At 71.1% G+C, this 20,598-nt stretch carries 21 protein-coding genes; 10 read left to right on the top strand and 11 right to left on the bottom strand.

All coding sequences use genetic code 11. From position 1 onward, the window contains the following. Positions 1 to 59 precede the first annotated feature (59 nt). Complete coding sequence (locus ACH47Z_RS20000) at positions 60 to 677, bottom strand: HAD family acid phosphatase (protein ID WP_399075311.1); 618 nt, start codon at positions 675 to 677, stop codon at positions 60 to 62. Between the two features lie 402 nt (positions 678 to 1,079). On the opposite strand from ACH47Z_RS20000, the gene ACH47Z_RS20005 reads away from it, so the two are divergent. Beyond that, entirely contained in the window at positions 1,080 to 1,631 is a 552-nt protein-coding gene (locus ACH47Z_RS20005; protein WP_399075313.1) for a M23 family metallopeptidase, read from the top strand. Between the two features lies 1 nt (position 1,632). Here the strand turns inward: ACH47Z_RS20005 and ACH47Z_RS20010 are convergent, their stop codons facing one another. After that, positions 1,633 to 2,232: a TetR/AcrR family transcriptional regulator gene (locus ACH47Z_RS20010; RefSeq protein WP_399075315.1), complete on the bottom strand. Its 600-nt coding sequence runs from the start codon at positions 2,230 to 2,232 to the stop codon at positions 1,633 to 1,635. Between the two features lie 126 nt (positions 2,233 to 2,358). Here ACH47Z_RS20010 and ACH47Z_RS20015 point away from each other — a divergent pair, with 126 nt between their 5' ends. From ACH47Z_RS20015 to ACH47Z_RS20025, 3 genes are all read left to right on the top strand, one after another. Next, the gene (locus tag ACH47Z_RS20015; RefSeq protein WP_399075317.1) at positions 2,359 to 3,951 is read left to right on the top strand and encodes an MDR family MFS transporter; all 1,593 of its coding nucleotides are present in this window, start codon (positions 2,359 to 2,361) and stop codon (positions 3,949 to 3,951) included. Positions 3,952 to 4,132: 181 nt separating this feature from the next. Beyond that, positions 4,133 to 4,600: a helix-turn-helix transcriptional regulator gene (locus tag ACH47Z_RS20020; RefSeq protein ID WP_399075319.1), complete on the top strand. Its 468-nt coding sequence runs from the start codon at positions 4,133 to 4,135 to the stop codon at positions 4,598 to 4,600. A 23-nt stretch (positions 4,601 to 4,623) separates the two neighbouring features. Next, the gene (locus tag ACH47Z_RS20025; RefSeq protein ID WP_399075321.1) at positions 4,624 to 5,067 is read left to right on the top strand and encodes a VOC family protein; all 444 of its coding nucleotides are present in this window, start codon (positions 4,624 to 4,626) and stop codon (positions 5,065 to 5,067) included. A gap of 12 nt (positions 5,068 to 5,079) precedes the next feature. Here ACH47Z_RS20025 and ACH47Z_RS20030 read toward each other — a convergent pair whose 3' ends face one another. After that, positions 5,080 to 5,835 (bottom strand): SDR family oxidoreductase, encoded by a 756-nt coding sequence (locus tag ACH47Z_RS20030; RefSeq protein ID WP_399075323.1) that lies wholly within the window; start codon positions 5,833 to 5,835, stop codon positions 5,080 to 5,082. Between the two features lie 126 nt (positions 5,836 to 5,961). Here ACH47Z_RS20030 and ACH47Z_RS20035 point away from each other — a divergent pair, with 126 nt between their 5' ends. Further along, on the top strand, positions 5,962 to 6,543 hold the full coding sequence (locus ACH47Z_RS20035) for a TetR/AcrR family transcriptional regulator (protein WP_399075325.1): 582 nt from the start codon (positions 5,962 to 5,964) through the stop codon (positions 6,541 to 6,543). Between the two features lie 6 nt (positions 6,544 to 6,549). Here ACH47Z_RS20035 and cseC read toward each other — a convergent pair whose 3' ends face one another. The 5 genes from cseC to ACH47Z_RS20060 all read right to left on the bottom strand — a co-directional run bounded on the left by cseC (position 6,550) and on the right by ACH47Z_RS20060 (position 11,024). Next, a complete protein-coding gene (cseC, locus tag ACH47Z_RS20040) occupies positions 6,550 to 7,899 on the bottom strand; it encodes a two-component system sensor histidine kinase CseC (protein WP_399075327.1) in 1,350 nt (449 codons plus the stop codon). 11 nt (positions 7,900 to 7,910) lie between these two features. Further along, complete coding sequence (cseB, locus tag ACH47Z_RS20045; RefSeq protein ID WP_399075329.1) at positions 7,911 to 8,615, bottom strand: two-component system response regulator CseB; 705 nt, start codon at positions 8,613 to 8,615, stop codon at positions 7,911 to 7,913. 72 nt (positions 8,616 to 8,687) lie between these two features. Then, positions 8,688 to 9,284: a hypothetical protein gene (locus tag ACH47Z_RS20050; RefSeq protein ID WP_399075331.1), complete on the bottom strand. Its 597-nt coding sequence runs from the start codon at positions 9,282 to 9,284 to the stop codon at positions 8,688 to 8,690. Positions 9,285 to 9,325: 41 nt separating this feature from the next. Next, positions 9,326 to 9,865, bottom strand: a complete 540-nt coding sequence (locus ACH47Z_RS20055; protein ID WP_067052719.1) for a SigE family RNA polymerase sigma factor — start codon at positions 9,863 to 9,865, stop codon at positions 9,326 to 9,328. A 283-nt stretch (positions 9,866 to 10,148) separates the two neighbouring features. Beyond that, positions 10,149 to 11,024: an A/G-specific adenine glycosylase gene (locus ACH47Z_RS20060; protein ID WP_399075333.1), complete on the bottom strand. Its 876-nt coding sequence runs from the start codon at positions 11,022 to 11,024 to the stop codon at positions 10,149 to 10,151. Between the two features lie 180 nt (positions 11,025 to 11,204). Between ACH47Z_RS20060 and ACH47Z_RS20065 the strand changes: the two genes are divergently transcribed. Beyond that, positions 11,205 to 12,020 carry a hypothetical protein gene (locus ACH47Z_RS20065; protein ID WP_399075335.1) on the top strand — a complete coding sequence of 272 codons (816 nt, stop codon included), beginning with the start codon at positions 11,205 to 11,207 and terminating at the stop codon, positions 12,018 to 12,020. 26 nt (positions 12,021 to 12,046) lie between these two features. Here the strand turns inward: ACH47Z_RS20065 and disA are convergent, their stop codons facing one another. Next, positions 12,047 to 13,171 (bottom strand): DNA integrity scanning diadenylate cyclase DisA, encoded by a 1,125-nt coding sequence (disA, locus tag ACH47Z_RS20070; RefSeq protein ID WP_399075337.1) that lies wholly within the window; start codon positions 13,169 to 13,171, stop codon positions 12,047 to 12,049. An 80-nt stretch (positions 13,172 to 13,251) separates the two neighbouring features. Further along, positions 13,252 to 14,661, bottom strand: a complete 1,410-nt coding sequence (gene radA / locus ACH47Z_RS20075) for a DNA repair protein RadA (protein WP_399075339.1) — start codon at positions 14,659 to 14,661, stop codon at positions 13,252 to 13,254. A 197-nt stretch (positions 14,662 to 14,858) separates the two neighbouring features. On the opposite strand from radA, the gene ACH47Z_RS20080 reads away from it, so the two are divergent. Next, positions 14,859 to 16,628: a hypothetical protein gene (locus ACH47Z_RS20080; RefSeq protein WP_399075341.1), complete on the top strand. Its 1,770-nt coding sequence runs from the start codon at positions 14,859 to 14,861 to the stop codon at positions 16,626 to 16,628. A gap of 486 nt (positions 16,629 to 17,114) precedes the next feature. Here the strand turns inward: ACH47Z_RS20080 and ACH47Z_RS20085 are convergent, their stop codons facing one another. Beyond that, positions 17,115 to 17,909: a hypothetical protein gene (locus ACH47Z_RS20085; protein ID WP_399075391.1), complete on the bottom strand. Its 795-nt coding sequence runs from the start codon at positions 17,907 to 17,909 to the stop codon at positions 17,115 to 17,117. A 146-nt stretch (positions 17,910 to 18,055) separates the two neighbouring features. On the opposite strand from ACH47Z_RS20085, the gene ACH47Z_RS20090 reads away from it, so the two are divergent. The 3 genes from ACH47Z_RS20090 (at position 18,056) to ACH47Z_RS20100 (ending at position 20,587) form a co-directional block, all read left to right on the top strand. Next, positions 18,056 to 18,988: a Ppx/GppA family phosphatase gene (locus tag ACH47Z_RS20090; protein ID WP_399075343.1), complete on the top strand. Its 933-nt coding sequence runs from the start codon at positions 18,056 to 18,058 to the stop codon at positions 18,986 to 18,988. Positions 18,989 to 19,140: 152 nt separating this feature from the next. Continuing rightward, a complete protein-coding gene (locus tag ACH47Z_RS20095; RefSeq protein ID WP_399075345.1) occupies positions 19,141 to 19,953 on the top strand; it encodes a sugar phosphate isomerase/epimerase family protein in 813 nt (270 codons plus the stop codon). A 10-nt stretch (positions 19,954 to 19,963) separates the two neighbouring features. Further along, positions 19,964 to 20,587: a TetR family transcriptional regulator gene (locus ACH47Z_RS20100; protein ID WP_399075347.1), complete on the top strand. Its 624-nt coding sequence runs from the start codon at positions 19,964 to 19,966 to the stop codon at positions 20,585 to 20,587. Positions 20,588 to 20,598 lie beyond the last annotated feature (11 nt).

Here is a 20,598-nt window from a genome sequence, read left to right on the forward strand (position 1 = left end):
CGACGCCAGAAGGGGCCGGTGCTTTCGAGCACCGGCCCCTTCGTCATGCCTGCGTACGGTTACGACAACTGTCCGTTGTAGTCCGGCAGTTTGAACGTCTTGTCGGCGTGGCCGCCGGACAGGTCGGTGGCGCTGTTGCCGATGTTCGCGATGATGTCGTAGCCCTTGTTCTCGATGTCGATCCGCTGGGCCGTCTTGTAGGCGGCGACGTCCTTGAAGAGGTCGAACAGGCCGCGGGCGTAGAGGCCGGAGACGTCGTAGCCGTCGTGCTCGAGGTTGTACTCGGTGGGCAGGTAGAGGATGCCGGGGCGGGCCGTGACGAAGAAGAGCGAGACGCCGTGCTCCTGGGCGTACTGCGCGACGTTCAGGACGGGCTTGTTGGCCGGCTGGGGGTAGCTGAAGCCGAAGTCGGTCTCCAGCGTGGTGTTGTCGATGTCGAAGACGATCGCCTGCTTCTCGCCCGGCTCGGCGTCGGCGATGCGCTGCTTCAGGTACGGCAGGGCCTGGTCCATCACCGCCTGGCAGTCCTTCTGCCAGGTCGCGTAGTCCACCTTCGTGGCGGAGGTGCTCGTGGTCGCCGTGTCGTCGGCGGCCTGGGCCGGGGCGGCCATGGCGGCCAGGGCGGCCACGGAGACGGCGGTGGCGGATATACGGAGCGCCCAGGGGCGTCTGGTCATCGGTGGGGGTCCTCTCACGTCCGTACGCGTGCCGGAGATGGCAGGTGCATGATCTGTGGTGAGGGTGGCGCGAGGGGAACCGTAGGGTTACCGAACGGTAGGTGGCCAGAGGTGTGCGTCACATTTCCGTGATCGCCGATTTGGATCGCCGATGATATGCCGCACAGGCGATATGTCCCCTACTGGCCCGAATAGTGGGATCCGCTTGCCAGGTAAAGCAGGGCAAAAGAGAGTCCAAAGGCGATTAAATGGGCTCATCTACTATCAGTCGGCGTAGACAGGGCGTTTTGGGGCGGATGGGGTGCTGGGGTACCAAGGGATGGCCGCTCGGCGGGACGCCCGGGATTTCCGGGACGCCTGTTCGCCGGGTGGCGGTTCTGTCCCCGACCCCACGAGGTTTCGATGTTCCAGCGCGCCACGTCCCGTTCTTCCCGTACGTCCTCCCTCCGCACCCGCATGGCCGTCCTGGCCGCCGCGGTCGGGGCTACGGCCGTCGTGGGGACCGGGGTCGCGAGCGCCGCCGCGCCGTCCGCGGCCGCCTGGGTCGACCCGGTGAAGAAGTACAGCCTGTCGGCCACCTTCATGCAGTCCGGCGCCCTGTGGCAGGCCAAGCACAGTGGGCAGGACTTCGCCGTGCCGACCGGCACCGAGGTCGTCGCCGCGCACGGCGGCACCGTCGTCAAGGCCGGCCCGAACGGCGCCGGCGACGGCCACGCGTACGGCAACGCCGTCGTGATCAAGCACGGCAACGGCACCTACTCGCAGTACGCACACCTGTCCCGGATCGACGTCAAGGCCGGCCAGATCGTCGCGACCGGCCAGCGCATCGCCCTGTCCGGCTCCACCGGCAACTTCACCGGGCCGCACCTGCACTTCGAGATCCGCACGACCCCGCACCACGGCTCCGCCGTCGACCCGGTCACCTTCCTGCGCGGCAAGGGCGTCACCCTCTGAGCTAGCTCTTCCGTCGGGCGCGCTCGTGCGCCTGCGTGATCAGGTCCAGGGCGACCTCGAGTGCGGCCTCGCGCCGCTTCTCGGGGTCGTCCTCCAGATCCTGCATCACGAACATCCCGGCGTGCATCGTGAACATCGCGCTGACCGAGCGCACCTGGTCGACCAGGTCGGATTCCGGGTCGATGAGGATGTCCCGAAGGCCCCGCATCCGGTCCTTGAAGGTGTCTCCGATGCGCAGTTCCCGTACCGTCGCCTGGTTCTCCTGCATGAAGCGGAACAGCGGCTCCGCGCCGGCGAGGGCCGCGCTGTAGCGCCGTACGATCTCCTGCTTCGTCTCGAGCGTGTGCGGCTGCCGCCGCCCCCACTCGATCAGGTCCTCGAGCGGCTTCGTCAGGCCCTCGAAGAGGCTGACGATGATCTCTTCCTTCGTCTTGAAGTGGTAGTACAGGGCCGCCTTCGTGACGTCGAGACGCTCGGCGATCTCGCGCAGTGAGGTCTTCTCGTAGCCCTGCTCCGCGAAGAGTTCGAGGGCCACGTCCTGGATGCGCTGGCGGGTGTTGCCGCGGCGCTGCTGCTTGGTGCCGTCCATGGTGACGCCCATCCTCGTACTCCTCCTGCGCCCACGGAAACTTACTTGACGCCCGGCTAGTAACAGGTCTACCTTCCCAGTGTAGACAACTAGCCGGGCGGCAAGTAAGTAGGAGCCGCAGGGGGAATGGAAAGAAAGATGGCGGACACCGTAGAAAGCGCCACCACGGGCATACAGCCCGAAACCGAGGGCAAACAGTCAAAAAGCGTGCGGGTCGTCGTGCTCGCGCTGATGATCGCGATGATGCTCGCGATGCTCGACAACATGATCGTGGGTACGGCGATGCCGACGATCGTGGGCGAACTGGGCGGCCTGGAGCATTTGTCCTGGGTGGTCACCGGCTACACCCTGGCCACCGCGGCCTCCACCCCGGTCTGGGGCAAGATCGGTGACATGTACGGCCGCAAGGGCTCCTTCCTCACCTCGATCGTGATCTTCCTGATCGGCTCCGCCCTCAGCGGCATGGCCCAGAACATGGGCCAGCTGATCGGTTTCCGGGCCGTTCAGGGGCTCGGCGCCGGCGGTCTGATGGTCGGCGTCATGGCGATCATCGGCGACCTGGTCCCGCCGCGGGAGCGGGGCAAGTACCAGGGCATGATGGCCGGCGTCATGGCGCTGGCGATGATCGGCGGTCCGCTGGTCGGCGGCACCATCACCGACAACTGGGGCTGGCGCTGGGCCTTCTACATCAACCTGCCGCTCGGCGTCGTCGCCCTCGCGCTGGTCAGCGCCGTGCTGCACCTGCCGAAGAAGCGGGCCAAGGCCGGCATCGACTACCTCGGCGTCGTCCTGCTGACCGTCGGCATCACCTCGATCGTGCTGGTCACCACCTGGGGCGGCAGCGAGTACGCCTGGACCTCCGCGCGGATCATGGAGCTGATCGGTATCGGCGTGGCCTCGCTGGTCGGGTTCGTGTTCTGGCAGACCAAGGCCGCCGAGCCGGTCCTGCCGCTGCACATCTTCCGGAGCCGCAACTTCACCCTGATGGCCTGCATCGGCTTCATCACCGGCTTCGTGATGTTCGGCGCGACCCTTTACCTGCCGCTGTACCAGCAGTCGGTGCAGGGCGCCTCCGCGACCAACTCCGGTCTGCTGCTCCTGCCGATGCTCAGCGCGATGCTGGTGACCTCGATGGTCGCGGGCCGCGTCACCACCAACAGCGGCCGCTACAAGGTCTTCCCGGTCATCGGCGGCGCCCTGCTGATCGTCGGCATGTACCTGCTGTCCACCATGGACACCGGTACGACCCGGCTGACCTCCGGCATCTACATGGCCGTCCTCGGCCTGGGCATGGGCTGCCTGATGCAGATCACCATGCTGGTCGCGCAGAACAGCGTGGAGATGAAGGACATGGGCGTCGCGTCCTCGTCCGCCACCCTGTTCCGTACGCTCGGCTCCTCCTTCGGCGTCGCCATCATGGGCGCGCTGTTCAACGACCGCGTCAAGCACGTCATGGCCGAGCGGGCCGGGGCGGCCGGCAAGCACATGACCGAGAAGAGCGCGGCGCTGGACGCGAAGAGCCTGAAGAAGCTGCCGCCGGTGATCCGGGAGGCCTACCAGCACGCGGTGTCCGCCGGTACGCACTCGGCGTTCCTGCTGGGGGCGGGGATCGCGGTGCTCGTGCTGGTCGCGGCGGTGTTCGTGAAGGAGGTTCCGCTGCGGGGCGCCGGCGCCGGGCCTTCGCCGAAGAGTGAGGATGCCGCTCCGGTGCCGATGGTCGAGGCCGTCTGAGCCTCACCTGTACTGAAGATCCCCCGGTTGGTGTCCGCCCCGGGGGGTCTTCGCCTTTTTGCGCCTGAACCGGCACCGCTCTCGCGGACGTGGTTGATCGCCGTCGTGGTTCCTCAATTGATGGTTGCGGCCGTCGTGGGTCAAAAGTCGACTGTCAGCGCCCCGTGTCACCATCGACGACATGGACAAACTGCACCGCATGCGTCTCGCCAAGGACGCCATGGACCGGGACTGGGCCGACCCCGGGCTCGATCTGGATGCGGTGGCCGCGTGTGCCGGGTACTCGCGGTATCACTTCCTGCGCGCCTTCAAGGACGCCTACGGCGAGACGCCGGGCCAGTATCTGACCCACCGGCGGATCGAGCGGGCCGAGGAGATGCTGCGCTGTGCCGACCTCACGGTGACCGAGATCTGCACCCTCGTCGGCTTCAGCAGCCTCGGCACGTTCTCCGCCCGCTTCAAGGCCCGTACGGGACTCACCCCGAGCGAGTACCGCGCCCGGCACGTGGGCCGCGGGGCCTCCCTGATACCCGGCTGCTACGCCATGTTCTGGGCCGGCGGTTTCCATGCCGCAAGATCGGAGAAGCGGGTCGAGCCCGGCTCTGCCTACGGTGGCGAAACGGAATCCGGCGAACGATCCGCCGGGTGATCCGCCGACAGGAGAGCAGAAAGATGATCAAGGGACTCGCCATCACCACCATCTGGGTCCTCGACCAGGACCGGGCCCGGGAGTTCTACACCGAGAAGCTGGGCCTGGAGGTCCGTACGGACATGACCATGGGGGAGGGCGGCATGCGCTGGATCACCGTGGGCGCCCCGGACCAGCCGGACGTCGAGTTGACGCTCATGGTGCCCGGACCGCCCGCCATGGACCCCGAGTCCGCCGAGATGATGCGCAAGCTCATCGCGAAGGGAGCCCTCGGCGCGGGCGTCCTGGCCACCGACGACATCCACGGGGACTACAAGAAGCTCAAGGACCGCGGGGTGCAGTTCCTCCAGGAACCGCAGGAGCGTCCCTACGGCACCGAGGCGCTGTTCCGGGACGACTCCGGCAACTGGTTCTCCTTCACCCAGCGGCGCGAGGGCGGGCTGGACCTGGAGCGGGACTGGGCCTAGGCCCCGCAGGGCTCAGCGGCCCGCCGCCAGCGTCGCCCCGCCCGTCGCCTCCAGGACCACGCCGGTCACGAAGCCGTTGGTGGCGAGCAGGTGGATGGTGTGGGCGATGTCCTCGGGGCGACCGACACGGCCCACGGGGGTGATCGCGGCGAAGCCGTCGAAGAGGGACCGGCGCTGCTCGGCCGGTACGGCGTCCCACCAGGGCGTGTCGACGACGCCCGGCGAGACCGCGTTGATCCTGAGCGGGGCCAGCTCCACGGCGAGCGGCGGGACCAGGGACTCCAGGGCCCCGTTGATCGCGGCGAGGCCCGCGGTGCCGGGCAGGGCGGCGCGGGCGGAGGCGGCGGTCACCAGGGTCACCGAGCCGTCCCGGCGCAGGGCGGGCAGCGCGGCCTGCAGTGCCTGGACATGCGGCCAGAACTTGCCGTCGAAGCCGGCCGCCAGCTCGGTCAGGTCCAGCTCGGCGAACGGGCCGCCGCCCTTGCTGCCGCTGAGCGCGAGGACCAGGTGGTCGACGGGGCCGTGGCCGGCGAAGAAGGCGTCCAGCGCGGCGCGGTCCGTCGCGTCCAGCTGGTACGCCGTGACCTTGCCGCCGATGCGGTCCGCCGCGGCGTCGAGGCGGTCCTGGGTGCGGCCGGTGATGACCACCTCCGCGCCGTCCGCCGCGAAGGCCGCGGCAGCCGCCTCGCCGATGCCGGAGCTGCCGCCCATGACGACGACGCGCTGTCCGGCGAGGCGGTGGGCGGGGCTGCTGTTCGGAGTGCTCATGAGTGGCTCTCTCCCGAGGTTCACCGGGTTCCGGCCCTTTGCCAAGAACGTCGGTCTCGTTAAAGTTTTACCGAGACCGATAGTCTCGTCAAGCCTGCTGAGTACGGAGTCGGAGAGGATGAGCCCGTGCACGACAGCAACGAACCCCGCCCGCACACCGGACGGCGCCGTAACGAGGCCGCGCGGCGGGCGATCCTCGATGCCGCGCTGGAACTGCTCGCCGACGCCGACGGCGCCCCGGTGAGCGTGGAGACCATCGCGCGCGCGGCCGGAGTGGGAAAACAGACTCTCTATCGCTGGTGGCCGTCGAAAGGTGCCGTCCTGCTGGACGCGCTCACCGACCGCGCGGCCCAGGACATGCCGACGCCGGACACCGGGAGCCTGCGCGAGGACTTGCGCGCGCTGGCCGCGGCCACGTACGAGGCGGCCCAGCGCCGGCCGACGGGCTCGGCCCTGCGGACCCTCGTCCGGGAGACGGCACGGGACGCACATCTGGCCGAGCTGATGCGGACGTACACGCGGGCGCGGCGGGATGAGGTACGAGCGGTGCTCGAACGGGGCCGTGAGCGGGGGGAGTTGGACGCCGACCGGGATGTCGATCTGCTGGTGGACCAGTTCTACGGGTTCTTCTGGTACCGGTTCCTGCTGGGGCATGCGCCGTTGGACGCGGTCACCGCGGTGCGGTTCGCCGACGACCTGCTTCGCTGAGCGAAGTCAGGCCGTGCCGAGCGGCAGCGTCGGATAACTCCCCGTCGCCGTCGGCGCATGCTCAGGCAGCCACAGCACCGCCACCGCGCCCTCCGCCGGGATGTGGGCGGGGGTGCCGGGCGGGCGGACGTTGCGGAAGGTCAGGCGGGCGCCGAGGACGCGGGCCTGGCCGGCCGCGATGGTGAGGCCCAGACCGTGGCCCTGGCCGGCGCGGTCCTTGCTGCCGGTGCGGAAGCGGCTCGGGCCCTCCTCGAGGAGTTCCTCGGGGAAGCCGGGGCCGTGGTCCCTTATCCGGATGACCCGGCCCTCGACGGTCACCTCGATCGGCGGGCGGCCGTGCCGGGCGGCGTTCGCCAGCAGGTTGAACAGGACCCGCTCCAGGCGGCGCGGGTCGGTGGTGACCTCAGACTCGTGCACCACCCGTACGGCGATGTCCGGGTCCTTGGCCGCCACGCGCCGGGCGACGAACTCGCCGAGCATGATGTCCTGCAGTTCCGCCCGCTCCGAGGCGCCGTCGAGACGGGCCACCTCCAGGACGTCCTCGACCAGCGTGCGCATCGCCTTCGCCCGGTCCAGGACCAGTTCCGTCAGCCGGCCCGGCGGGAGCAGTTCGGCGGCCGTGAGCAGGCCCGTCACCGGGGTGCGCAGTTCGTGGGCGATGTCGGCGGTGACCCGGCGCTCGGCCTCCAGGCGCTGCCGCAGCGCGTCCGCCATGGCGTCCACCGCGCGCGCGAGATCGTCGGTCTCGTCCCGCACGACCCCGCCGATGGCCTCGCGCACCCGGACGTCGGTCTCGCCCTTGGCGACCTGGTTCGCGGCCGCGGCCGCCTTGCGCAGCCGCCGGGACAGCTGACCGCCGATGAGCACGCCGAGCGCGCTGCCGCCGAGCACGACCGCGACCGAGCCGATGATCAGCGCCTGGTCGAGGTCCTTCATCATGTCGACCGAACGGTCCGGCAGATGACTGTGGTACGACAGCACATGCCCGTCCTTGGCCGGCAGGGCCGCCCAGATGTCCGCCATCCCGCCGCGCTCGGAGACGTCGCTGGCCATGCGGCCGTCCTCGACCTTCTCGCGCAGCGCCCGCGGGAGTTCCGGGTCGTCGACCTTGACGTTGGGAAAGTTCGGGCGCCGGCTCAGCTCGTAGTTGCGCTCGGCGATCTGGACGCGGTCGTTGGCCAGTTCGCGCGCGTTGTCCAGCATCGAGACCCGGGCCGCGCTGTGCACGACCAGGCTCAGCACGATCGCCACGAGCCCGGCCACCAGCGCGATCGCCGCGCTCAGCTTCCATCTGAGCCCGGTGCGCAGGTTCGCCTGCTCCATGAGCAGCATCGGCCGCCGAAGGAACCGCCTCATCCGCGCCCCGCTCAGGCCTTCAGCTTGTAGCCGAAGCCGCGGACCGTCTCGATCCGGTCCTGGCCGATCTTCTGGCGCAGCCGCTGCACATGCACGTCGACGACCCGGGTGTCCCCGCCCCAGCCGTAGTCCCACACGCGCTCCAGCAGCTTGTCGCGGGAGAGCACGGTGCCCGGCGCGGAGGAGAACTCCAGCAGCAGCCGCATCTCGGTGGGCGTCAGTGCCACCGGCTGTCCGGACCGGCGCACCTCCATGCCCTCGGTGTCGATCTCCAGGTCGCCGAAGGTGAGCAGGCCGCCGGTCACCTCGTCCGAGGCCTGCTCGGCGTGCGCGCCGCCGCCGGCGTGCCCGAAGCGGCGCAGCACCGCCCGGATCCGGGCGACCAGCACGGCCCCGTCGAACGGCTTGGTCACATAGTCGTCGGCGCCCGCCTCCAGGCCGAGGACGACGTCGATGGAGTCGGCGCGCGCGGACAGCATGATCACCGGCACGGTCGACTCGTCCCGGATGCGGCGGCACAGACTGACCCCGTCCAGGCCCGGGACCATGACGTCCAGCAGCGCGATGTCGGGGCGGTTCGCCCGGAACGCCTCCAGGCCGGAGAGTCCGTCGGGCATGGCGGTGACCGCGAAGCCGTCCCGCTCCAGGGCGAGCTGGGTGGCCTCGCGGATGACGTCGTCGTCCTCGACGAACAGGACGTGGGTCTGGTCTGCCATCCCGGTGCTTTCAGTCCTCGTGGTCGGTCAGGGGTCGGTCGGCGGTGGTGGTCGGTGGTGCGCGGCGGTCGGTCAGTTGTCGGGCGCGGGTGTCGTGTTGCCGTCGGCCTTGCTGTAGTCGGTCTCGTGGCTGTTCGTCTGGACGAACCGGCCCGCCTTCCACCTGTACGTGATCACGGTCTCCCGGGACGGGTTCGACACCGGGTCGTCCGTGTCGTACACCTGCTTGGTCACGGTCAGGTCGGAGCCGTCGATCTCCGCGTAGACCGGCGACTCCTCCGCCTTGAAGACATTCTGGTACGTGCCGCCGACATCCCGGTACACGTACGAGCCGACGCCCACCAGGTCGCCGCAGGTCAGCACGTTGACGACGACGTCGTTGACGGATCCGCCGGTCAGATGGCCGTAGGAGACGTCGACCTGGTACTCGTCGCCGCTGCACGGCTTCAGCTCGCGCTTCACCGTCGGTGACACCGCCGGGTCGTTCCTGATCAGCGCGACCGCGTCCACCCGCCGGTAGCCGCCGGACGGGCTCGGCGAGGGGGAGGTGACGGCTCCCGCGACCGCCGAGGCATGAGCCGGGCCCTCGTCCCGGGCGCCCGTGCCCCCCGTGCCGCAGGCGGCGACCAAAAGGGCGAGGGCGGCGAGCACGGCTGACGCCGTGATCACCGCCTGTGTACCGCCTGGGGCCCCGTCGGACCCGGCCTCTGTCAGGCCGCGCAACGCTCCCGCTCCTCACGCTCCAGCGCGCGTGCGTCCAGATCGCGCGCCTCCAGCTCCTCGCGGAGCCGGGCGAGCGCCCGGTGCAGCGTGCTCTTGACCGTACCGGCCGACATGCCGAGGGCGGCGGCCGTCTCCTCCGTGGACATCTGCTCCCAGTGTCGCAGTACTACAACACTGCGCTGTTTCGGCGCGAGTACCTTCATGATGTCCATCAGCAGCGCCCGGTCGGCGTGCTGCTCGGTGGAGTCGTCCACGGAGGCGTCCGGCAGCTGCTCGGTCGGGACCTCCTCCAGCTTGCGGGCCCGCCACCACTCGGTCCGAGTGTTGATCATGACACGGCGGAGGTAGGCGTCGGCGAGCCGCTTGTCGGCGATGCCCTCCCAGCGGCCGTACGTCCGCACGAGCGCCGTCTGCAGCAGGTCCTGGGCGTCGACCGGGTCCGGTACCAGCCGGCGAGCGCTGCGCAGCAGCGCGTCCTGCCGGGAGCGGACGTACTCCTCGAATTCGAGCACCTCGCCCTGCGCCATGATCAACCGCCTCCGTTCCCCGTTCACCCAGGCCCCGTGCCTGAAGTCCTGCGTCGCTTCTGCTTCGTCGTGTCCGGTGGTCCGCCGGGCACAGGTACGAAGTTAGGCAGTGGTTGTCACGGCGCTGTGCGGGCCAGCCTTCGGCTAGCAATCGGCTATCCGTCGGTTGTGTAACGGAAGGGGGTTCGGGGTAAGGGGGTTGACCGTTATGCCCCTTTATGGGGTGCTATGTCGGCCGAGATGCTTCGTAACGAAGCCCCCGCCGCTGTGACTTGGCTGTGCGTCAGCTCAGCGGCAGCCGATACAGGCCGCCCGCCAGTGGCTCCACCAGACCGTCCGTGACGAGCCCGTCGAGCGCGCGGGCCCGCTGCACCGGCTCGTGCCACACCCGGTCCAGCACCGCCTGCGGCACCGGCGCGTGCGCCTCGCGCAGGACGGCGAGCAGCTTGCCGCGGACCTGACGGTCGGTGCCGGCGTACGTCTGCCCGCGCCGCGGCGGCCCCTCGTGCTCCGGCTTGCCGGCCAGCCGCCAGGCGCACTGCGCGGCGATCGGACACCGCCCGCACGCCTCGTTCTTCGCCGTGCACACCAGCGCGCCCAGCTCCATCGAGGCGGCCGCCCAGCGCGCCGCGGTCTTCTCGTCCTCCGGCAGCAGCTCACGGGCGAGCCTGCGCTCGGCGGCCGTCGTCGCGTTCGGCGGGTACTGCACCCCCGCCACCGCCCGCGCGAAGACCCGCCGCACATTCGTGTCCAGCACCGCGTGCCGCTGCCCGTACGCGAAGGAGGCGACGGCCGCGGCCGTGTACTCGCCGATCCCGGGCAACGCCAGCAGCTGCGCGTGCTCCGTCGGTACGTCCCCCCCGTGCCGTTCCGTTATGGCGGCCGCGGCACCGTGCAGCCGGAGCGCCCGGCGCGGATAACCGAGCCGCCCCCAGGCGCGCACCGCCTCTCCGGGCGCCTCCTTCGCGAGGTCGGCCGGACGGGGCCAGCGGGCCAGCCACTCCTCGTAGACCGGCAGCACCCGGTTGACCGGGGTCTGCTGGAGCATGAACTCGCTGACCATCACACCCCAGGGGCCCGCCTCCGGGCGGCGCCAGGGGAGGTCGCGGGCATGGGCGTCGAACCAGGCGATCACGGGGGTGTGCAGCTTCTCAGTCATGGCCTTCCGATCCTGCCACGCCTGGCCGGGCGGGGCGGGTGACGGCGCGGTCACCGAGCGTGGCGAAGGGTGAAGAACCGTGGGGGTCGCGGCAGTTACCGGAATGATGATCCGGAAAAGTTGGCGCTCGCGCGGCGGGTGACGCAAGACAGCGCGCCGATCTCTCGTACAGTTTGGGCCGTGGGATCTCTGCGCAATCCGGTCGGGCCGCTTCCCTCCTCCATCTACTGGCGAAGGAGGGCCGTACTGCTGTCCGTGGTCGGCGTGTTGGCGCTGCTGATCATCTGGATCGTCACCGCCGGCGGTGGGAGCGGCAAGAAGAACACCGACGCGTCCAACGGCAAGAATCCCGCACACACCATCACACCGGGGCCGTCCTCGTCCGGACCCGCGATCAGCCAACACCCGGGCGGGCGCGACGAGTCGAGCGGCGGGGGATCCGGAGGCAGTGGCTCCGGATCCTCGGATTCCGCCGGCTCCTCCGGTGACTCGGGTTCCTCCGGCTCCCCGGGGTCCGGTGACGGCTCGTCCTCGGGTGCGGCGGGCGCCGGTACGGTCGTGGCGGGTGACGCGCTCCCGGCCTCCTCCCCGCTGCCCAACTGCACGTCCTCCGCCGTGGAGTTGAACCTGAAGAGCCTGTACAACACGTACTCGCCGGACCAGACGCCGACCTTCGAACTCACCGCGAAGAACAGCTCGTCCGCCGACTGCAAGATCGATCTCGGCCCGAAGAACGCGGTGTTGACCATCACGCCGACGGCCGGTCATGGCGCCTACTGGACGTCGTCCGACTGCCCCCAGGGCACGGCGAACCTTGTCTTCCGGGTGCCGGCGGGCCAGAGCATCACGTACACGGTGAAGTGGGACCGCAAGCCGAGCGCTCCGCAGTGCGCGACGCCCTCCGGGGGTTCGGCGAAGGCGGACACGTATCTGCTGGAGGCGCGGACGCCGGGGTTCGGGAAGGTGCAGGCTTCGTTCGTGCTGTCGGCGGACTAGGAGCGCCTGGCAGCTGCTCGGGGGCGCTACACGTACCGCTCGAGAATCGAGGACTCGGCCAGCCGGGACAGACCCTCCCGCACGCTCCGCGCCCGGGCCTCGCCCACGCCGTCCACGGTCTGCAGGTCATCCACGCTGGCGGCGAGCAGCTTCTGCAGGCCCCCGAAGTGCTCCACCAGCCGGTCGATGATCGCGCCCGGCAGCCGCGGGACCTTGGCCAGGAGCCGGAAGCCCCGCGGGGACACCGCGGAGTCCAGCGTCTCGGGGGACCCGGTGTAGCCCAGCGCCCGGGCCACCGTGCCGAGTTCGAGGAGCTCCGCATGTGTCAGCGCGTCCAGCTCGGACAGGGCCTCCTCGACCGTGCGGGAGCGCTTGGCCGTCGGCTCGGGGACGTAGTCCCGTACGACCAGCTCACGGTCCGGCTCGACGCCCGCGATCAACTCCTCCAGCTGGAGCGCGAGAAGACGACCGTCCGTGCCCAGTTCGACCACGTATTCGGCGATTTCGGTGGCAATGCGGCGGACCATCTCCAACCGCTGGGCGACGGCGGACACGTCCCGGACCGTCACCAGGTCCTCGATCTCCAGCGCCGACAGCGTGCCCGCCACCTCGTCCAGCCGGAGCTTGTACCGCTCCAGCGTGGCCAGCGCCTGGTTCGCGCGGGACAGGATCGCGGCCGAGTCCTCCAGCACGCGGCGCTGACCGTCGACGTAGAGGGCGATCAGCCGCATCGACTGCGAGACGGAGACCACGGGGAAGCCGACCTGCTTGGAGATCCGGTCCGCCGTACGGTGCCGTGTGCCTGTCTCCTCCGTCGGGATCGTCGCGTCCGGCACGAACTGCACACCAGCTCGCAGGATCTTCGACAGATCGGACGACAGCACGATGCCGCCGTCGAGTTTGCACAGCTCTCGCAGCCGCGTCGCCGTGAACTCGACATCCAGGACGAAACCGCCCGTGCACATCGACTCGACGGACTTGTCCGAGCCGAGGACGATCAGCCCGCCGGTGTTGCCGCGCAGCACGCGCTCGAGGCCGTCACGCAGAGCCGTACCAGGAGCCACGGCGCTCAGCGAGGCGCGCATCAGGCCATCGGAACCGGCACTCCCACCGATCTTTCCGGGAGCCGCTGCCCGGTCGTTGGCTGCCACTGCACTCCTCCGGTCGCAGGTTCTGACGCGCCCCCGCTCCCGCACGCGGTTCGTACGGACGGGCGAGACCTGGGCAAAGTCTACCGGCGCTCCTCCGCCTCCCGTGGGGCCTCTCGGCGACGGGAGCGCGGCAGGACCCGCAGCGCGTCCCCCATGTCCGCGACTTCCAGGACCTTCATACCGGGCGGCACCTTGCCCGGATCGGTCGGCACGAGCGCGTGGGTGAAGCCCAGCCGGTGCGCCTCGGTGAGCCTGCGCTGCACGCCCGTGACCCGTCTGACCTCGCCCGCGAGGCCCACTTCGCCGATGGCCACGAGATTCTTCGGCAGCGGGGTGTCGCTGGCGGCCGAGGCGAGGGCGAGGGCGATCGCCAGGTCGGCGGCCGGCTCGGACAGCTTCACGCCGCCGACCGTCGCCGAGTAGATGTCCCGCTTGCCGAGCGCACTGATCCGGCCGCGCTGCTCCAGCACCGCCAGCATCATCGACACCCGGGACGTCTCCAGACCCGAGGTCGTCCGGCGCGGGGAGGGGATCTGGGAGTCGACGGTCAGCGCCTGCACCTCGGCCACCAGCGGGCGGCGGCCCTCCAGGGTGACGGTCAGGCACGTGCCCGGCACCGGCTCGTCCCGCCGCGTCAGGAAGAGGCCGCTGGGGTCGGCGAGGCCCGTGATGCCCTCGTCGTGCAGCTCGAAGCAGCCGACCTCGTCCGTGGCGCCGTAGCGGTTCTTCACGCCGCGCACCAGGCGCAGGCGCGCGTGCCGGTCGCCCTCGAAGTGCAGGACGACGTCCACGAGGTGTTCGAGGAGGCGGGGGCCCGCGATCGCGCCGTCCTTGGTGACGTGGCCCACGAGGAGGGTGGACATGCCGCGCTCCTTGGAGGCGCGGATGAGGGCCCCGGCGACCTCCCGCACCTGGGCCATGCCGCCGGGGGCGCCGTCGATCTCCGGGGAGGCGACCGTCTGCACCGAGTCCAGGATCAGCAGCGACGGCTTGACCTCGTCCAGGTGGCCGAGGACGGCGGACAGGTCGGTCTCGGCGGCCAGATACAGCTCGTCGTGGAGGGCGCCGATGCGGTCCGCGCGCAGCCGCACCTGGCTCGCCGACTCCTCGCCGGTGACGTAGAGCGTGCGGTGCTCGGCGCTCGCGGACTTGGCGGCCACGTCCAGCAGCAGGGTGGACTTGCCGACGCCGGGCTCGCCCGCGAGCAGCACGACCGCGCCGGGTACGAGACCGCCGCCGAGCACCCGGTCCAGCTCCGGCACGCCGGTCGTGCGGGCGGTGGCCCGGCGGCCGTCGACCTGGCCGATGGGCAGCGCGGAGGTGGTGACCCGGCCGGGTGTCGTCGTACGGACCGCGGGCGCGCCGTACTCCTCGACCGTGCCCCAGGCCTGGCACTCGGGGCAGCGGCCGAGCCACTTGGCCGTCTGCCAGCCGCACTCGGTGCAGCGGTAGGACGGGCGGTCCTTGGTGGTCTTGGTACGGGCAGCCATGCGGAAACCGTAGCCCGCGGCACTGACAACCGGACGGGCGCCCGCGTGTGGGTGATCCGGTATCGGCCATCACCCGTCGGAATCCGGCCGCGGAACAAAGGATTCCTGTCCCCTTATGAGGGATCGTTTCACCCGTACGGATTAAAAGTGCTCAAGGTGCCAGAACGGGCACTCCGGCGCCGCCTACGGTCGCACGGGTGATGAGCAGCAGTCCGCAGACCACGACCCGCACCACCGGCGCGCACCGGGCGCACCGCCCGGCGCGCGAAGCACGCGAGGCGCGCGAGGCGACGCGGGAGGGGCGCGAGCAGTGCGAGGGGCGTGACCGCGCCGCCTCGCGCACCCTCGCCCACCGGCCACCGGCGCGCTACGAGCCGTATCTGGACGGACTGTTCACCTACTGCCTGTCGGTGCTGTGCGACCACGACGCGGCCACCGCCGCCCTCGGCGACGTCCTCGCCCTGGCCGAGCGACGCGCGCACCGCGTCCCGGAGGCCGCCGCCGACCGCAGGGCCTGGCTGTACGCCCTGGCCCGCTGGGCGTGCCTGCGCGGGCTGGCCGAGGCCAAGCAGAAACGTCAGGCCACGCATGCGGCCGGCCGCCCGGCACCGGCGAGGGCGGCCCGGACGGCCGCGGGCGCAGCCGACGGGGCGGTGGTCGGGAGGGGCGATGCGAGGACGGCCGGGACGGAGGCCGCCCCCGAGGTCCAGGAGCAGCGGCGCCGCGAACTCGCCCTGCTGGCCTGGCCGGAGGCGGCCGGTACGACCCCGGAGCAGCGCGAGGCGCTGGAACTCGCCGTCCGCCACCACCTCGCCGCCCACGAGGTCGCCGCCGTCCTCGGCATGGCGCCCGCCGCCGCGCGCGAACTGCTCGCCTCCGCCGCCTGCGAGGTCGAGCGCACGCGTGCGGCCCTCGCCGTGGTCGAGACCGGCGGCTGTCCGAGCGTGGCCCACCTCACGGGCGACAGCAGGCTGGTCCTGAGCACTGCGCTGCGCCGGGAACTGGTCCGGCACGTCGACGACTGCCCGCGCTGTCGGCGCATCGCCGAGCGCGCCGTTCCCGGCCGCTGGCCCGGTGCCACGGTCACCCCGGCGGAGCTGCCCGTCCTCGAGGCCCCGCGCGCGGCCCTGCACATGGCCCTGGCCCACCATCCACGCGCGCGAGGCGCCGCCGTACCCCGCTTCGACCGGCGCGGCTTCCCGATGGACCCCAAGGACCGCGCGGCCCGCCGCGACCGTCTCCGCGCGCGTGCGGTGACGACGACGGTCGTCGCCACGGTGGTGGCCGCCCCCGTCCTGGCCCTGTGGGCCGCCTACCGGGGCGCCCCCACGGCGGAGGGGGACGGCCGCTCGCCCACCGCGCGCGAGGCGAAGGGCCCCGACGCGCTGGCCGACGACCAGGCCGGCGGCTACGAGAACGCGGGCAACGCGCGCGTGAAGCCCGGCGCCCACATCGGCAGAAACGGCAAGGCGGACGTCTCCGTGGAGGTGGTCAGCGTCGCCGGGGCGGGAAAAAAGGACGCCGGACAACTGGACGTGACCGCCGCGAACGACGGCGACACCACACTGATCACCCTCACCGCCTCGGGCCCCGCCCCGGTCCGCTGGTCGGCCTCCACGACGGCGACCTGGCTCTACCTGAGCCAGTCCTCGGGAACCCTCAACTCCGGCGAAACGTTGACGATCAAGGTCTACGTCGACCACCTCCGCGAGCCCTCCGGCCACTGGCACGCCCAGCTGGCGATCTCCCCGGCGGGCACGGTGGTCACGATCAACGGCTACGGCACGGCCCCGACACCACCACCGTCCACCCCCCCAACCCCGCCCCCCACACCCCCCAGCACCCCCCCAACCCCGCCACCCCCGACCACCCCAACCCCCACTCCCACATCCCCCACCCCACCACCTTCACCAACCCCGACCCCGACCCCGTCCACCAGCGACACCCCGAGCCCTTCGAGCAGTTAGGGGTGGGTTTTTGGGAGGGGATGGCTTGCAGCGCGCGGACGGGGATCTGCAGATCCGTTTCGGGGCCTGGGCGGGCTGTCCTTGGAACGCGAGGGCGGGAGGGTGGAACAAACCTGCCCATCACCCGGTACGGCCGCTGGGAGGGGCCGCGGCGCCCGAGAACAATGGCGGCCGGAAGCCGGAGCCCCGGCGAACCGGGAGGCACCGCGGCCGGAGGCGTGGTGGCCAGGCATGGCGATCGGAGGCTGTGCGGCCAGGGGCGTGGCAGTCGGCGGCACGGACGGCCTGTGGCCCCGGCGGTCGGGGCCACGGCGGCTGGGGCCGCGACCGCCGGAGGCATCGCGGCCCAGGCACTGGCCCGGTACGGCGGCCCAGGACACTGCGGCCCGGAGTCCCGGTGGCTGGAGGCATGGAGGTCGGGGTCACGGGCGGAGCCGTGGGTGCCTCTTGCAGCCGGCCGAGACGGGTGGGTGGGAAAGGCGGTGGTTACGGGGTCGGGTCGGCCGGGTGCGGGGCGAGCAGGGGGAGCTGCGATGCCAGGCGGGCTTCGCAGAGCTCGACCAGGCGGTCGTACCCCGCCTTGCCCATCAGCTCGGTCAGCTCGGGCCGGTACGACACGTACACCGGCTCGCCCGCGCCGTGCGCCGACGTCGCCGACGTACACCACCAGTGCAGGTCGTGGCCGCCCGGGCCCCAGCCCCGGCGGTCGTACTCGCCGATCGAGACCTGCAGGACGCGTGTGTCGTCGGGGCGGTCGATCCAGTCGTACGTCCGCCGGATCGGCAGCTGCCAGCACACGTCCGGCTTGGTCTCCAGCGGCTCCCGGCCCTCCCGCAGGGCGAGGATGTGCAGCGAGCAGCCCGCGCCACCCGCGAAACCGGGCCGGTTCTGGAAGATGCACGAGCCCTGGAACGGGCGGGTCTGCCGGGAGCCCTCCTCGTCCTCCGACACCCAGCCGTTCCGCGTGCCCTCGGCGTGGTGCTGCCAGATCTCCGGCGTGAGCCGCGCCACGTGCTCGGCGACCCGCTTCTCGTCGTCCTCGTCCGAGAAGTGCGCCCCCAGCGAGCAGCACCCGTCGTCCGCGCGGCCCGCCTGGATGCCCTGGCAGCCGCTGCCGAAGATGCAGTTCCAACGAGAGGTCAGCCATGTCAGATCACAGCGGAAGACCTGCTCGTCGTCCGCGGGATCAGGAAACTCCACCCAGGCGCGCGCGAAGTCGAGCCCCTTCTCGTCGCTCACCTTCGGGGCCTGCTCGGACTTCTTGGACGACTTCTTGGACATGGCCGCCTTCGCCTGCGCAGAATCCTTCGATCCCTTGGAGGATTTGGGGTCCTTCGCCTTTTTCGTCTTTGGCACAGCACCAGGGTAAGTGGCCCGGGACCGCTTCGGGGACCGTGGACGGGCGATCTGGCAGTAGCGTGCCGTATATGAGACTCGGTGTCCTGGACGTGGGATCGAACACGGTGCATCTGCTGGTGGTGGACGCCCACCCCGGCGCGCGCCCGCTGCCCGCGCATTCGCACAAGGCCGACCTGCGGCTCGCCCAACTGCTCGACGACAGCGGCGCCATCGGCGACGACGGCATCCACAAGCTGATCGCCGTCGTGCAGGACGCGCTCCAGGCCGCCGAGGACAAGGGCGTCGAGGACCTGCTGCCGTTCGCGACCTCCGCTGTCCGGGAAGCCAGCAACGCCGACGACGTCCTCGCGCGCGTGGCCGACGAGACCGGCGTACGGCTCCAGGTCCTCACCGGCCCGGAGGAGGCCCGTCTCACCTTCCTCGCCGTCCGCCGCTGGTTCGGCTGGTCCGCCGGAAAGCTGCTGGTCCTGGACATCGGCGGCGGCTCCCTGGAGATCGCCTACGGCATAGACGAGGAGCCGGACGCCGCCGTCTCCCTGCCGCTCGGCGCCGGCCGGCTCACCGCGGGCTGGCTGCCCGGCGACCCGCCCGCCTCCGAGGACATCCGCGCCCTGCGCCGCCATGTGCGCACGGAGATCGCCCGCACGGTCGGCGAGTTCAGCCGCCGCGGCACCCCGGACCACGTCGTCGCCACCTCCAAGACCTTCAAGCAGCTCGCCCGCATCGCCGGCGCCGCCCGCAGCGCCGAGGGCCTCTACGTCCAGCGCGAACTCAAGCGCGAGTCCCTGGAGGCCTGGGTCCCGCGCCTGGCCGGCATGACGGCCGAGCAGCGCGGCGAGCTTCCGGGGGTCTCGGAGGGCCGGGCGGGGCAGCTGCTGGCGGGTGCCCTGGTCGCCGAGGGCGCGATGGATCTTTTCGGTGTGGAGAGCCTGGAGGTCTGCCCGTGGGCATTGCGCGAAGGCGTGATCCTGCGGCGCCTTGATCACATGGGTTCAGCATGACGCCCTGAAGGGGCGCGGGGCCGTATCGATGTGCGGCTCCGCCGCGTGGGCGCGACCAGCCACACACAACCCGCACCCGCCCGAATGGCAAACCTCACAACGGCGAACAGGCACCCAACACCCGAGCCACCCCACCCCGTAAGGTGACGGACGTGGCTGAACCAAGGGACGTCCCCGTCGCGCTGTCGACAGCCTCCGTCTACCCGGAGTCCACGGCGACGGCCTTCGAGATCGCCGCGCGCCTCGGGTACGACGGTGTCGAGGTCATGGTGTGGACCGACCCGGTCAGCCAGGACATCGAGGCGCTGCGCCGCCTGTCGGACTACCACGGCATCCCGGTCCTGGCCGTGCACGCCCCGTGTCTGCTGATCACCCAGCGGGTCTGGTCGACCGACCCCTGGGTCAAGCTCCAGCGGGCCCGGGCGGCCGCCGAGAAACTGGGGGCCTCCACCGTCGTCGTACACCCGCCCTTCCGCTGGCAGCGGCAGTACGCGCGCGACTTCGTCGACGGGATCTGGCGGATGGCGGACGAGACGGACGTACGGTTCGCCGTCGAGAACATGTACCCGTGGCGCTACCGCGACCGCGAGATGCTGGCGTACGCCCCCGACTGGGACGTCACCCAGCACGACTACCGGCACTTCACGATCGACCTCAGCCACACGGCGACGGCCCGCACCGAGGCCCTGGAGATGATCGGGCGCATGGGCGACCGGCTCGGCCACGTCCACCTCGCCGACGGCCGGGGTTCCGCCAAGGACGAGCACCTGGTGCCCGGCCGCGGTACCCAGCCCTGCGCCGAGCTGCTGGAGCACCTCGTGGTCACCGGGTTCGACGGCCATGTCGTGATCGAGGTCAACACCCGGCGGGCGATGTCCGGCGCCGAGCGCGAGGCCGACCTCGCCGAGGCCCTGGCCTTCACCCGTAAACACCTGGAGTCGGCGGTACGGGTGCCACGGCCATGAGCGAGGACCGATGAGTCAGACCCCGCCGCCCGCCGAGAAGGCCGCCCGCAGAAGGGGTAGACCCCCGCGCACGGAATCCGCGGACACCCGCGACCGCATCCTCACCGCGGCCCGCGAGGAGTTCTCCGAGCGCGGCTACGAGAAGGCCTCCGTCCGCGGCATCGCCAAGGCGGCCGGTGTCGACTCGGCGCTCGTGCACCACTACTTCGGCACCAAGGAACAGGTCTTCGAGGCGGCCGTCGCCGTCGCCTTCGCGCCCGCGCTGGACGTCCCCGAGGCGCTGGCCGCCGGCCCCCTGGACGGGGTGGGGGAGCGGCTGACCCGCTTCATCTTCGGCATCTGGGAGAACCCCACGACCCGCACCCCGCTGCTGGCCATCCTCCGCTCGGCGGTCAACAACGACACCGCGGCCGCCGTCTTCCGCCGGCTGATCGTCTCCCAGCTGCTGCGCCGGGTCGCCGCCCAGGTGGACCTGCCGGACCCGGAACTGCGCGCCGAGCTGGCGGCCGCGCAGATCGTGGGTACGGCGATGATGCGCTACGTGATCAAGCTGCAGCCACTGGCGTCGGCGGACCTGGAGCAGATCATCGCGCGCGTGGCCCCGGTCGTACAGCACCACCTCACGGACAGGTGAGACCCGACGGC

The organism is Streptomyces sp. NPDC020192, assembly GCF_044388685.1.
GTDB lineage: Bacteria > Actinomycetota > Actinomycetes > Streptomycetales > Streptomycetaceae > Streptomyces.